General features: G+C 63.1%; 12 protein-coding genes. 5 read left to right on the top strand and 7 right to left on the bottom strand.

What is annotated here, in order from left to right; translation table 11 throughout:
• The 4 genes from QZ307_RS09075 to QZ307_RS09060 form a co-directional block, all read right to left on the bottom strand.
• A partial coding sequence (locus QZ307_RS09075; RefSeq protein ID WP_295998958.1) for an MFS transporter occupies positions 1–815 on the bottom strand: 815 nt, incomplete at its 3' end.
• A 306-nt stretch (positions 816–1,121) separates the two neighbouring features.
• Positions 1,122–2,126, bottom strand: a complete 1,005-nt coding sequence (locus tag QZ307_RS09070) for a hypothetical protein (protein ID WP_295998955.1) — start codon at positions 2,124–2,126, stop codon at positions 1,122–1,124.
• The gene (locus QZ307_RS09065; RefSeq protein WP_295998952.1) at positions 2,123–2,617 is read right to left on the bottom strand and encodes an RNA polymerase sigma factor; all 495 of its coding nucleotides are present in this window, start codon (positions 2,615–2,617) and stop codon (positions 2,123–2,125) included. Before QZ307_RS09065 ends, QZ307_RS09070 begins: the two co-directional genes overlap by 4 nt.
• Positions 2,618–2,686: 69 nt before the next feature.
• Complete coding sequence (locus QZ307_RS09060) at positions 2,687–3,037, bottom strand: hypothetical protein (protein ID WP_295998949.1); 351 nt, start codon at positions 3,035–3,037, stop codon at positions 2,687–2,689.
• A gap of 242 nt (positions 3,038–3,279) precedes the next feature.
• Between QZ307_RS09060 and QZ307_RS09055 the strand changes: the two genes are divergently transcribed.
• Positions 3,280–4,770 (top strand): DUF2252 domain-containing protein, encoded by a 1,491-nt coding sequence (locus tag QZ307_RS09055; RefSeq protein ID WP_295998945.1) that lies wholly within the window; start codon positions 3,280–3,282, stop codon positions 4,768–4,770.
• A gap of 189 nt (positions 4,771–4,959) precedes the next feature.
• Positions 4,960–6,327, top strand: a complete 1,368-nt coding sequence (locus tag QZ307_RS09050) for a sensor domain-containing diguanylate cyclase (RefSeq protein ID WP_295998943.1) — start codon at positions 4,960–4,962, stop codon at positions 6,325–6,327.
• A gap of 7 nt (positions 6,328–6,334) precedes the next feature.
• Here the strand turns inward: QZ307_RS09050 and QZ307_RS09045 are convergent, their stop codons facing one another.
• Positions 6,335–6,919: a TIGR00730 family Rossman fold protein gene (locus QZ307_RS09045; RefSeq protein WP_295998940.1), complete on the bottom strand. Its 585-nt coding sequence runs from the start codon at positions 6,917–6,919 to the stop codon at positions 6,335–6,337.
• A gap of 356 nt (positions 6,920–7,275) precedes the next feature.
• Between QZ307_RS09045 and QZ307_RS09040 the strand changes: the two genes are divergently transcribed.
• Positions 7,276–8,301, top strand: a complete 1,026-nt coding sequence (locus QZ307_RS09040) for a VanZ family protein (protein WP_295998938.1) — start codon at positions 7,276–7,278, stop codon at positions 8,299–8,301.
• A gap of 9 nt (positions 8,302–8,310) precedes the next feature.
• Here QZ307_RS09040 and QZ307_RS09035 read toward each other — a convergent pair whose 3' ends face one another.
• Positions 8,311–9,273, bottom strand: a complete 963-nt coding sequence (locus tag QZ307_RS09035) for a helix-turn-helix transcriptional regulator (RefSeq protein WP_295998934.1) — start codon at positions 9,271–9,273, stop codon at positions 8,311–8,313.
• A gap of 315 nt (positions 9,274–9,588) precedes the next feature.
• Here QZ307_RS09035 and QZ307_RS09030 point away from each other — a divergent pair, with 315 nt between their 5' ends.
• Positions 9,589–11,034, top strand: coding sequence for a basic amino acid/polyamine antiporter (locus QZ307_RS09030; protein ID WP_295998931.1), 1,446 nt, complete (start codon positions 9,589–9,591; stop codon positions 11,032–11,034).
• An 11-nt stretch (positions 11,035–11,045) separates the two neighbouring features.
• Entirely contained in the window at positions 11,046–12,167 is a 1,122-nt protein-coding gene (locus tag QZ307_RS09025; protein ID WP_295998928.1) for an aminotransferase, read from the top strand.
• 10 nt (positions 12,168–12,177) lie between these two features.
• On the opposite strand, the gene QZ307_RS09020 is transcribed toward QZ307_RS09025, so the two are convergent.
• Positions 12,178–12,552, bottom strand: coding sequence for a DUF488 family protein (locus tag QZ307_RS09020; protein WP_295998925.1), 375 nt, complete (start codon positions 12,550–12,552; stop codon positions 12,178–12,180).
• Between the last annotated feature and the right edge of the window lie 192 nt (positions 12,553–12,744).

Here is a 12,744-nt window from a genome sequence, read left to right as displayed (position 1 = left end):
CACAGGGCCGAAAGGGGCCCAAAGATGAACATGCCCAGGGTGACGCCGCCGATGAGCAGAAGCAGGCCCCGGGTTTTCGCCACGGCGCGCCAGCCATCGCGCAGGTTGGCCCCCACGTGCTGCTGGGCCGCGGCCGGATCCACCACCGTGGGCACCTTAGCAAGCAGCAGCCCCAGCACCGCCACGCAGGCACCGAGGAAGTCGAGGAACATGACGGCGGCGAACCCCAAGGTGGTGTACAGGAAAATGCCGAAGGCCGGCGCCCCGATGGAGGCGATGGAGGCCAGCAGCTGGTCGAGGGTGTTGATGCGCAGTAGATGCTTGTCGGGCACCAGCATGGGCATAGCAGCCATCATGGCCGGGCTGTGGAAGGCCTGGCCCACCGATCGGGCGATGCACAAGGCCAGCAGCAGAGGGAACGAGACGTCGCCCGCCAGAATGAGCAGGCCGGCGGCGAGGGAGATGAGTCCCACGGCGCCGTCAGCCACAATCATGATGAGCTTGCGGTTGTGCTTGTCGGCCACGATGCCCCCGAAGGGCGAGAGCAGCCCCATGGGAAGCATGGCGCACAGGTTCATGACGGCCAAGGCCAGGGCGCTGCCAGTGCTTTCGGTGACGTACCACACGATGGCGTAGCCGGCGGCGAAACTGGTGATCATCGAGGCCGCTTGACCGGCCCAGATGAAGGAGATGATGGCGAGCCAGTTTTTCGCTAGCGGGAGCCCGGCAGCGCTCAGGCCCGGGGAGGCGATATCGCAGTCGCGGCTGGACGTGGCTTCGGGCGCGGAAGAGCGCGGGTGGGTGTTCTGAGTCATAGGTACTCCTTGGAAAGACAAGCGCCGAGGGGCGCAGAATGCGGTCAGGTGAGAGAGTGCGGTTGCGGCGGCCGTTGCGCCACCGCTTTTAGGTTGCAAAGAAATTGAGCCGATACGCCTGGTTGCGGGCATGCAAAAAACGGTTGCCCTCAGGGGCAACGGGCGCATTGCGGCAAGGCAACTATGTTGCAACTATGTTAGAGGTAAAGCACTCCGGCCATCAAAACACCTGTCCTTGGGCACCGGGCCCGTTTGTTTTCCAAGTTCGACCAGTGTAAGGGGAGGACGAGGAGGCGTCAACCGCTTCTATTCCTGGTGGTGCTGACCGTGGCGTTTCCCATGGCCCGAGCCGACGCCTTGGCCGTTGCCCGCACCGTTGCCGGCTCCGGAACCCTGGCCGCTTCCCGTTCCCGCGCCATGGCCGGCGTCGTTGTCCGAGCCGGAGCCGTGGTTGTGGGACTCGTCTTCGCAGAGATGATCGATGGCATCATGCAGTTCGCGCATAGTCATAGCAGCGCAGTCGTCCACGGATACGGAATCATCGAGCTCCGCTAGCTCGCAGGCAGCGCGGTAGCGGCCCACGCCCATGCCCGCCGCGGCGGCCGCTTCGCGGGTGGCCTCGTCGGCATGATGGCACGCGCCCTGGTAGGGATGGCCGGCAAGCACGGCGTCGCTTTGGGCTTGCAGCTCGGAAGCCAAGGCGTTGTCCTGGGTGGTAATGTTCACATCAACGAACGCGTCTTTGGCCAGATAGGGGGCCATAGCCTCGCTGTCCATAAGCGCGGCGAAGGCCTCTGCGTAAGACCGGCCCTCCAGGGAAAGCGCGTCCAGTACCGCGGCGCCATCGTCGTTGATGGCGGTGGCTTTCACCACGCGATCGAAGGCGTTGACGGTCAGCTCCAGGGAGGGGTTCACGTCCACGCCCACGAAGGCGGCCGGCTGCTGCCACAGGTGCCAGCCGGCGCCCGCCAGAATGCCCACCAGCAGGAGGCAGGCAGCCGCAGCTAGAGGCGCCCAGCGACGGCGCCGCCGTGGCGAACGGGCGGCGGGGGCAACAGGGCTTGGCGAGTTTGCAGGAACGGGTATCGCGAGGATTGCTGCGGCGGGGTTCGACGTCGCAGCAGGATCAGACGTCGCAGGAGCCGCTGCAGCGGGATCGGGTGTCGAAGGAGCTGCCGTCCCGGCAGCTCCAGCCGCTCGGGCCGCTTCAATGGCGGCCAAGGTGTGCGTCTTGGCCGAAGCGGGGGCTTTCACTTGCAGAAGCGCTTCGCGCACGTCGTGCTCGAAGTGGTCGTTGGTCGGGTGCGTCATGAGAGCACCTTCCTCAAGTGTTTCTTGCCCCGGGCAATCCACGAGTACACCGTGTTCACGGGGGCATCAAGAAGCTGGGCAATTTCCGGGGCGGTATATTCCTCGCAGAGGGCCAGGTAGAGCGGGGTACGCGGCGGATCATCGAGGGCCTGCAGCGCGTCGACGACCTCGCTGGTGAAGGAACCGGGCTGCTCGTCGGGCGGGGCGGCCGGCTGCGCAGCGCGCTGTCCGACGGCTTGCTGGGACTCCGCCGCGCCCAGCGCCTCGTCGCCGCCGGCCGTGCGTGTGCGATGGGCTGCCTTCAGCATATCCAGGCAGCGGGTGCGCGCCACGCGGATGAGCCACGCCTTGCGGTGCTCATCGTCGGCGAAGGTGGTGGTGTCGGCCAGGGCGTAGCGCAGGAAGGTTTCCTGGAAGGCGTCTTGGCAGTCGGCCTCGCAGGCAAAGTACAGCAGGCAGACGCGCCACACCGTGTCGGCGTGGCGCTCCATAGTGCGTTCTATGTCAGAGGCGGGGCGCATGAAGGGTGGCAGCCGGGGCCGTGGGGCGTGGACAGTGCGCTAGCGACGGCAGCCGTGACCTGCGCCGTTGCCGCAGCCATGCCCGTAACCGTGATGGCCGGAGCGCGGGCAGGTCCATCCGTCGGAGGCGTCGTCAACGCGGTCATCGGTGTTTGCGGCGCCGCTCATCCCCAGGCAGCCGTGCACGCGGCTGGCGCAGTGGTCGATGGTGGCGAACAGCGATTGCGCGATGGTGGTGGGGCAGGCAACGCGGTGGAACCCGGTGGCGCACCCGGCACAAGCCGGCGCATCGGCCGCTGGCAGCAGGGGCGTGGTGGCGGCGCCAAAAGCTACGCCCGGGGTCACCGCTAGCGTCAGAGCCAGCAGGCCCGCAACGATCATTTTCTTCATGAAGCTTCCTCTCTCACTAAGGCAGAATCTACCAGAAAAACGATCCAGCAACGGGGATCCTTGCAAGAATTTTGAGAAGTTCGCCCACGGATGCTGCCTCGGCGACGGTTTTCTTTCGAATGCAGCCCAGAGCGGGCGAAATATCTATGATGGACAAAAGGCGATGAGCCGCAGGCTGGGCGCGTTTGCAACTTCACTCAGAACATCAAGCGCCGGCCCGTCGGCAGAGGCAAGGAGCCGTCATGAGCAAGAAGCTGAACAAGCTGAACAAGCTGCATAAAACCCTGGCTTCCCAAGGCGTCGGCAATCGATCCGCGGCGGCCAAGAACGGCCCCTCGAAACGAGCGGCGGCAAAACGGAAAGAGCCCCCGCGCGGTCCGGGGTGGTACGAGGCGCGCGAACGCGGCAAGCAGGTGCGCCAGCGCGTGCCCCGCTCCAAGCTGGGCACATGGAATGTGCGGCGGGATCGCGCGGAGGCTCTGGACTTGCTGTTCGCTCAAGACGAGAATCGCCTGCCTTACCTGGTGCCGGAGCGCCATCAGCGCATGGCCGCCAACTCCTTCGCCTTCTACCGCGGGGCTGCGGCGGTGATGGCGGCCGATCTGGCCAATGCGCCTAGCACGGGCCAAGTAGTGCAAGCCTGCGGCGATGCCCATATTGCGAACTTCGGCGGCTATCGCTCGCCCGAAAGCCACCTAGTGTTCGACCTCAACGATTTCGACGAGACCGCCCCGGCTCCTTGGGACTGGGACGTGCGGCGTCTGGTGGCCAGCGTGGCTGTTTGCGGGCGTTATCGTGGGTTCGGCGAGGAATGGTGCCGCGAGGCGGCGCAGTTGACCGCCGAGAGCTACCGTCGGGCCATGCGGTATTTTGCGCGCCAGGGTGCCCTTGATGTGTGGCGCGCATACATCGATGTAGCCGAGGTGCTCCATAGCCTGGCCGACAGCGTCAGCAAGGCTGATCGACGCCAGGTGGCCTCTGACCTGGAGCGGGCCTTCGCCAAAACCAACGAACGGGCCTTCGACAAGCTGGTCACCATGAAGGACGGTCGGGCGCGCATGACCTACGATCCGCCCGACATCGTGCCGCTGTCCTTTTTCCTCTCGCCCGACAACGCCGAACGGGTGCTGCAGTCGCTCAGGCATCTCATGGACGGCTATCGCAGCACCGTGACGCCCACGTATCAGCCCCTGCTGGCCAACTACCAGGTGCTGGGCATCGCCCAAAAAGTGGTGGGCGTGGGCAGCGTGGGCACCCGCTGCTGGGTGGCGGCCCTGGCCGGCACCGAGGTGGCCGACCCGCTGGTGTTGCAAATCAAAGAGGCAAACGCCTCGGTGCTCGAGCGCTGGTGCGGGAAGAGCCGCTACGCCTCTCACGGCGAGCGCGTGGTGCAAGGGCAGCGCCTTATGCAGGCCACCAGCGGTGTGCTGCTGGGCTGGACCAGCGCGCCCGACGAGGACGGCGTGCGGCGCGACTACTACGTGCGTCAGCTGTGGAATTGGAAGATGTCGGTGAATTTGGAGAAGGCCAGCGCCGACGAACTGGAAATTTACAGTCAGCTGTGCGCCTGGACGCTGGCCCGCGCCCATGCCCGCACGGGGGACCGAGGCGCCATCGCCGGCTACTTGGGAAAATCCGACAAGTTCGACGCAGCCATGGCGGCCTTCGCCTGTGCCTATGCCGATCAGAACGAGGTGGATTACGAGGCGTTTCTGAAGCGTATTGGCAAGTAGGCGTTCGTTCCCGCAAAGGCGTCGTTGGTGACAGGCGCGAAAGGGTCGACGCCCCCTGAGCCATCGGCCTTTCGTTTTCCCCGATGGGAAGCAAAAACCTCCTCTAATGACGTGCTATCATGAGCGAATGCTTTTGAAAGCGCCGCGGCTGAGTTGGAGCCGTGGCGTTCTGCGGGGAAGGACGAGCGCATGGTTACTTTTCATCGAGCCGATGGAGCTGCCGACGGCGTAGTGGACGATGACTCCGTTGCCGCGGAGGTCTCGCGCGAATTCCTGGACCGCGTTCCCGGCGGCCTGTTCCGCTATCACGCCGAGGGCGCGGGCGAGTTGGACTATGTGAGCGCCGGTCTGGTCGAAATGTTCGGTTGCGAAAGCTACGAGGAATTCTGCCAGTTGACGGGCAACACCTTCGAGGGCATGGTCCTCCCTGACGACTGGGCTTTCGTGGATACCACCATTCGCGAGCAAATTTCTACAGGCGACACCGATCGCGTGGTGTACCGCATTCGCCGGGCCGACGGTGAGATTCGCTGGTTCGACGATAGCGGCCGGCTGGTGGAGGACGAGGACGGCGTGCGGTGGTTCTACGTCACGGTTATCGACATTACCGACCAGGTGCTTGCGCGTCAAGCTCTTGAGCGCGCCAACGAGCGGTTGGAAATTATCACGGCGCTGTCCAACGACGTGCTGTTCGATATCGAGTGCGGCACGGGCGAAAGCCACGTCTACGGTGATTTCGTCGGGCGCTTCGGCCGCGAGCCCCAGCAGCCTGATTTCGTGGTCCATCGTCGCTGCCAGCAGGAATGCCACCTGGACATTCACTCCCACGACCTCTCGCATCTGATGCAGCAAATCCAGGAGAACAGCCTGGTGGATTTCGAAACTTCCACGCCGGGTGCCGACGGCGAACCGGTGTGGTACCGCTACCAGTCGGTGGTGCTCTACAACGACGACGGCAGCCCGCTGCGCCACGTGGGGCGCCTGCTGGACACCCACGATATGGTCATGCGCGAGAGCCAGTTCCGTAAAAAGGCCGAGCGCGACAGCCTGACCGGCCTGTACAACCGCTCGGCGGCCCTCGATCGTATCGAGACCATGCTCAACACAGAGTCGCGTCCGTGTACCCTCATCACCGTGGACGTGGACGACTTCAAGGCCGTGAACGATACCTACGGCCACCCCGAGGGCGACCGCGTGCTGAAGGAGCTGGGTGCATTCTTGGGCCAGGTCATGCGTAAGGAAGACGTGGTGGCCCGCATGGGCGGCGACGAGTTCGCCATCTTCGCCGCGGGCTTGGGGCCGGGGCCGGCCATCGACCGCATTCTCGAGCACCTGTCGCGCGGTCCCTTCGCCACCACGCGCGCCACCGACGGCAGCGCTCCTGAGCAGGTCAGCGAAGAAGAGCCGCGCCAGGCATCGCCCACCATCTCCATCGGAGCCGTGTGCTGCCTCAACCCGCCCATCGCCTTCGAGAAGCTCTACGAAGCCGCCGACGAAACCCTCTACACCGCCAAAGACGCCGGCAAAGCCCAATATCAGCTACGGGTGATTGAGTAATTTCCTCTTACCCCACAGCCCGCAATCGCGCCGTATCAAAGGAGATGACGCGAGCGCCGCGGCCTTCGACAAGCGCCGCTAGCTCTTCGACGGAGGCGGGGAAGTGCACGCGGTCAAGATCGCACTGATCGAAGAACCCATGGTCGATCATGGACTGCAGCAGGGCAATCAGCGGATCGTAGAAGCCGTCGATGTTGAGCAAGTAGCATTCGGCCGGACCCAAATCTAGGCGTACGCGGGTGATGATCTCGCTGATTTCCTCAAGGGTGCCCACGCCGCCGGGCAGGGCCACGAAAACGTCACCCAACTCGATCATCTTCGCCTTGCGCTCGCCCATGGTTTCCACCACGATAAGCTCGGTCAGATCATGCTGGGCCACGCCGGCCTCAATGAAAAAGCGGGGCTCCACGCCGATGGCGGTGCCGCCGGCATCCAGGGTGGCGCGGGACACCGCGCCCATGAGGCCCACCGAGCTGCCGCCGTATACCAGGCTGTGGCCCGCTTGGGCAATCCAGCGCCCAAGGGCGTGGGCGGTCTCTTCAAAGCGAGGGTCGTCGCCGGGGTTCGACCCGCAATACACGGTAACGTTCATAAGGCTCTCCTCTTCAGTAGGTTTGTGTTGTTCGGAGAATGATCAAGCATAGCACCGAATAAGACTGCGGGCAAACAAGCGTTTCAGCTGTTGAGAAGTTGTGTCTGTTGCCGATCGGGTGCGTCGAAGCGAAAGGGGAGAGCTCGGTATTCCTGCGCTCTCTTCAAAGCAAAAAGGGACCATATGTCCACGCCCCCTTCCCCTCCTGACGCTCTTGCGACTCGAGCAACCTTACGGCCTTCGAGCACTTCGCTTACGTTGCTGTCATTTTTGCTGCAATGGTTGGCCGTTCCCGTTATGCTGCCGAAAGCGCGCGACGGAGATCGGCGAAATCCGCGAGAGAAAGGGGCAAGAGCATGGGCGCTATCAAGCATTTCCTGGTGAACTATACGGGTAACTTCAAAATGGCGCTGATGCTGTGGCCTCTGGCGTCCTTCGTGCTTACCCTGCCCATTTTGGCCTACCTGTACCATCGCGACGGGCGCCTGCGGTTCGTCTCGATGGTGGCTACTTATCTGACCGTGCTGTACGTGATGGGCCTGGGGTGCTTCACGCTGTACCCGCTGCCCGAGGGCACCAGCGGCCCGGGCATCACCTACGGCATTCCCGCCAACTTCAACCCGCTGAACTTCATCTACGACATTCAAAAAGAGGGCCTGCGGGCGGTGTTCCAGCTGGTGTTCAACGTGGTGTTCTTCATGCCGCTGGGCTTCATTGCCGGGCGCCTGTTGCGCATGCGCTTCGTGCCCACGGTGCTGCTGGCCTGCGCCACCTCTATGTGCATTGAGTTTGCCCAGTACACAGGATTGTTCGGGCTCTACGACTACGCCTATCGCTGCTGTGATGTCGACGACGTTATCACCAATACACTGGGCGGTGCGCTCGGTTGGCTCTGCGCGCTGCTGCTAGGGGCGAAGGTGGCGCCAGGCAAGATGGCCGAGGTGCCCCTGACCGATCATCCCGGCTTCGTACGCCGGTGCGTGGCACTGTGGCTCGACTTCACCCTCATCGGCATGGGCACTCTGGCACTCTGGCTGGTTATAGCGGGAGGCTATCAGCTGGTCACCGGCGAGCTGCCTCAATTGCCCGGGCTCGATTCCCCGCAGACGAACGAGTTGTGCACGTCGGCTCTGTGGCTGGGGTTGTTCCTGATCATCGAGGTGATTATTCCCTGGCGCCACGACGGCTCCACGCCGGGCGGCTCCTTTGTGCGCATGACCTTCGAGACGCACCCGCGCACCACGGGGTACCGCGTGCTGTTCTATGTTGTTCGCGCGGCCACGCTGCTGCTTACCTTTGAGGCGATTCCCTGGCTGCTCATCCCGGCGCTCACCCTGTTCTACCTCTTCGCGCGCCGCATGCCCTACGACTATATTCCCTAGGCTCGCGTCTCAGATGTTCCTCCAGAAGTCCTGCACCAGGGCCTGGCGGTTCTCGCAGCCGGTTTTCTGCAGCAGCCGGTGCACGTACACCTTCACCGTGGAAAGGGCGATGGACAGGGTCGAGGCAATGTTCTGGTTGTCCTTCCCCTGCAAGATAAGGCGGAGTACTTCCCGTTCGCGCTCGGTCAGGCCATGGCGATTGCCGTAGATAATGAGGTTGTCGCCAATGTGCGCGGCGCGCGCGTCGTCTTCATCGGCCGGGGGCGCGGTGAAGCGCAGGGAAAGTGAGCGGGCCGCATAGCCGATGGCCAGCAGGGAAGCGGCAAGCATAAGCAGGTTCTCGGCGTAATTGCGCTCGGCCGAGATAACCAGGGGGCCCAGCGCCCATTCGTCTGTCTGCAGCACCAAGAACATGAGGGCGTCCTCGGCTATGACAAGGAGGGCCAGGGCTGCCACTACCCAGAACACTACTTTGGCCCGAGCCATGCGCGTGCGCTCCAGGGGGTCGTGGGTGGCGAAGTAGCGGAACAGGGAGAACCCGAGAATCCACAGTACGTAGAACATGCGCAGGGAGTAGAACCAGAACCGTCCCTCGGGCGTGGTGGCGCCCATGAGCAGCCCCACGCTGACCACCAGGAACACCACCGGCGGCACGGCCTGCACCACGCGGTTGCGCTCGCCGGTGAAGTTGCAGGCAAGCAGCCAGAAGAACGTAAGGAACGCATCGCCGATGGCGATGGTGGCCAAGCTGCGCATGACCAAGTATCCCGGATCGACTGCCGTGCCCAGCACCACGGCGGCGATGCTGTCCTGCAGCATGAAGGCGACGTCTACGAAGTAGCACAGAAACCCGCCGAAGGCGAGAGCCATGCCCCGGGAGCGCGAGGCCAAATAGGCGGAAAAGCACGTGGCGGCCGCCAGCACCGAAGCCAGCATGACCAGTAGCGTAAAGTAGTACGTAACAAATTCCATGGGAATAACCTCGGCTATGACCTGGGGTTTATCAGAGGTGTATCAATCTAAACGCTGATGATACCCCTCATTGTCTTCTCTCGGTACACCCATTGTACCGCTTCTCGTTTAGAAAGAGCCAGAGCATAGTGGCTTGCGCAGGGGTAACGCGCTTCTCACGTGAGCCGGGTCGGGATGCCCGAGCGAAAAGCGCGCCTCGCGGGCGGTTTGGGAGAGCAGGCCCGCATGCACGGGGCCGCATCTGCCATGGGCGGCCTCCTTGGGGATAGCGAACGCACGGGGCGTTCGTGTTCATAGACAAGAGAAGGGAATCTCATGGAAGAGAAGGAAACCGGAAAGAAGGGCATTGGGCTCATCGGCCTTATCGGCATGGTGGTCAGCTCGTGCATCGGCACGGGCGTCTTCGCCATTACCGGTCAGCTGGCCAATGTGGCCTCGCCCGGCGCGGTGCTCATCGGCTGGCTCATTGTGGGCATCGGCTTCTTGGCCCTCGCGTTCTCGTTGAACAACCTGACGGAGAAGCGCAGCGACCTGCACGGCATCTTCTCCTACGCCGATGCCGGCTGGGGTCCGCTGGCAGGCTTCATCTCCGGCTGGGGCTACTGGCTGTCGGCGTGGCTGGGCAACGTGGCCTTCGCCACCATGATGATGTCCACCGTCGGCTACTTCTTCCCTGCGTTTCTGCCGGGCAACACCATTCCCTGCATTATCATCGCCTCGCTGGTGATGTGGGGCATCACGCTGCTGGTTATCCGCGGCGTGGAGAGCGCGGCGTTCCTGAACGCCATCGTCATGGTGTGCAAGGTGGCCGCCATTGCCGTCACGCTCGTGTTCGGTATCTTCCTGTTCAATGCCGGCATTCTGACCGCTGACTTCTGGGGCAACGTGTACAACAACGCCGTGGCCGCTGGCGAGTACGGTCCGGACGCCGTGGGCATCGGCGATGTGGGTACGCAGATCCTCAACTGCATGATCATCATGATGTGGTGCTTCGTGGGCATCGAGGGCGCTTCCGTGGTGTCGGCCCGTGCCGCCCGCAAGTCCGACGTCGGTAAGGCCACGCTCATCGGCTTCATCTGCCTGATGGCCATCTACGTTGGCGCCTCCGTGCTGCCCTTCGGCTATATGCCCTACACCGAGATTGCGGCGCTCGATTATCCGGCGCTGCTCTACGTGTTCGAGTCCATGGCTCCCGGTTGGGGCGGCCCGTTCATCTCCATCGCCATCATCATCTCCATTTTGGGCTCCTGGCTGTCCTTCACCATCCTGCCCGCCGAGACCACATCCGAGATGGCCGACTACAAATTGCTGCCCGCTTCCTGGGGCAAGCTGAACGCGAAGGGCGCGCCGCAGTTCTCGCTCATCATTGTGGGCGCTTGCATCCAGGTGTTCCTCATCATCCTGCTGTTCTCGGCCGACGCCTATGATTTCGCGTTCTCCATGTGCACCGTGGCCATTGTGATCACCTGGGCTTTCGCCGCCGCCTATCAGGCCAAGTGGGGCCTGCAGAACAAGAACGGCGTGCAGGCGGCTATCGGTTTTGTGGCCGTGGCATTCCAGGTCATCGGCGTACTGTTCAACGGTTGGTCGTTCCTGCTGCTCACCTGCGTGGGCTACATCCCCGGCTTCTTCATCTACATGAAGGCGCGCAAGGACTACGGTCATGCTGTGACCACGGGCGAAAAGGTGTGCATGGGGGTTATCAGCGCCCTGGGCGTGCTGTCCCTGGTGCTGCTGGGCATGGGCGTTATCGGCATCTAAGGAGCGGATGAATGGACATTAAGACTATTGGCGTTGAGGATTGGCTCAACGTGTGGGAGAAGTCGGCTACCTATGACATTGCCCAGTCGACTATTGCCTCGCTGACTATGGGCGAGATTCTGGAGCTGGACGGCCAGGCGGGCGCTTCCTTTTACGAGCGCTTGAACGGCGAGAAGATGAATTATGGCTGGATCGAGGGTTCGCCGGAGTTCAAGGCCGAGGTAGCGAAGCTCTACCGCAGCGACATCGACCCCGACTGCATTCTGCAGACCAACGGCACCACGGGCGCGAACCTGATGGCGCTCATGCAGTTGGTGGAGCCGGGCGATCATGTGATTGCCGAGTATCCCACTTACGACCCGCTCTATGAGATTCCGGCTACGCTGGGTGCCGAGGTGGAGTACTGGCATCTGCGCGAGGAGAACGCGTGGCAGCCGAGCATCGAGGAGCTGCGCGCGCTGGTCCGTCCCGATACGAAGCTTATCTGCATTAACAACGCCTCGAACCCGTTGGGCACGGTGCTTTCCAAGGAAACTCTCGAGCAGATTGCCGAGATTGCCCGCGAGGTAGGCGCCTATGTGCTCTCCGACGAGGTGTACCTGCCCCTGGAGAACACGGAGAACTTCTGGTCCATGATCGACCTGTACGAGAAGGCGGTCGTGACCAATTCCGTGTCGAAAACCTACTCGGTGCCGGGCGCTCGCATTGGCTGGTCGGTGTCCAGCAAGGAGCTGGCCGACAAGTTCCGCGTATACCGCGACTACACCATGATTTGCTGCGGCGAGTTCAACGACGCTCTGGCCACCTATGTGCTGGCCAACCGCGACGCCATCCTTAAGCGCAACCGTGCCATCATCGAGCGCAACCGCGCCATCGTGCAGGAGTGGATCGACGGCGAGCCTCGCGTGCGCTGGCAGGCGCCCAAGGGCGTGTCGGTGGCCTACATCCAGTGGGACATTCCCATGGATGACGAGGAATTCTGCATCAAACTGCTGAAGGAAGAGGGCGTGCTGCTGGTGCCGGGCAGCCGCTTCAACCTGCCCGGCGGCGCACGCCTGGGCTACTGCGCCCCCGAGGCCACCCTGCGCGAAGGCCTCGGCCGCCTGAGCAAAGCCCTCCGCCAGTTCGACTAACCCCTCTGCGCTACTTCTTTGGCATGTGCTCGCGGAGCCACTGGGCGAGGACGACGGCTTGGTTCTCTTTCTCGTCCTTGGCTCCGTAGAGTAAGGTGACGCGCGGGTAGTGGGCTAGCGTGGGTTCGGTTAGCTTCTTGGCGAAGGCGGCGGCTTCGGGGTTCTTGTTCAGCTCGGCGGTGTACTGCGCGACGAAGGTGTCCCAGTTTGCCGGGTTGTGACCGAAGGCTTTGCGCACGGCGGTGGAGGGGGCCAGGAACTTCGCCCACTCGTCGTAATGCACGCGGGCCTTGGTAAGGCCGCGCGGCCACAGACGGTCCACCAGCACGCGGTAGCCGTCGCTTTGCTCGTAGGGTTCGTAGACGCGTTTCGTGACAATTTCCATGGGAGCCTCCTTTGGTAATGGCCCCATAGTGGATCAATCCGGCCACGTCAGGCCGCCGAAAAAACATCCGTAAGCAAATCGCCCCCGCCTCGTAATGAGGCAGGGGCGATGCTTTTTTGTCGAAGCGGTGTCAGGGCTACAGCGCCAGCTTGTAGATTTCCGCGGCGTCTTCCAGGGTCAGCTTCTTGAAGC

It is taken from the genome of uncultured Adlercreutzia sp., assembly GCA_910585575.1.
Taxonomy (GTDB): Bacteria; Actinomycetota; Coriobacteriia; order Coriobacteriales; family Eggerthellaceae; genus Adlercreutzia.
This window is presented reverse-complemented; position numbering and strand designations above follow the sequence as displayed.

Coding starts and splice junctions, on each gene's coding strand:
- QZ307_RS09070 (WP_295998955.1), bottom strand. CDS start 2,126: ATGACGCACCCGACCAACGACCACTTCGAGCACGACGTGCGCGAAGCG.
- QZ307_RS09065 (WP_295998952.1), bottom strand. CDS start 2,617: ATGGAGCGCCACGCCGACACGGTGTGGCGCGTCTGCCTGCTGTACTTT.
- QZ307_RS09060 (WP_295998949.1), bottom strand. CDS start 3,037: ATGAAGAAAATGATCGTTGCGGGCCTGCTGGCTCTGACGCTAGCGGTG.
- QZ307_RS09055 (WP_295998945.1), top strand. CDS start 3,280: ATGAGCAAGAAGCTGAACAAGCTGAACAAGCTGCATAAAACCCTGGCT.
- QZ307_RS09050 (WP_295998943.1), top strand. CDS start 4,960: ATGGTTACTTTTCATCGAGCCGATGGAGCTGCCGACGGCGTAGTGGAC.
- QZ307_RS09045 (WP_295998940.1), bottom strand. CDS start 6,919: ATGAACGTTACCGTGTATTGCGGGTCGAACCCCGGCGACGACCCTCGC.
- QZ307_RS09040 (WP_295998938.1), top strand. CDS start 7,276: ATGGGCGCTATCAAGCATTTCCTGGTGAACTATACGGGTAACTTCAAA.
- QZ307_RS09035 (WP_295998934.1), bottom strand. CDS start 9,273: ATGGAATTTGTTACGTACTACTTTACGCTACTGGTCATGCTGGCTTCG.
- QZ307_RS09030 (WP_295998931.1), top strand. CDS start 9,589: ATGGAAGAGAAGGAAACCGGAAAGAAGGGCATTGGGCTCATCGGCCTT.
- QZ307_RS09025 (WP_295998928.1), top strand. CDS start 11,046: ATGGACATTAAGACTATTGGCGTTGAGGATTGGCTCAACGTGTGGGAG.
- QZ307_RS09020 (WP_295998925.1), bottom strand. CDS start 12,552: ATGGAAATTGTCACGAAACGCGTCTACGAACCCTACGAGCAAAGCGAC.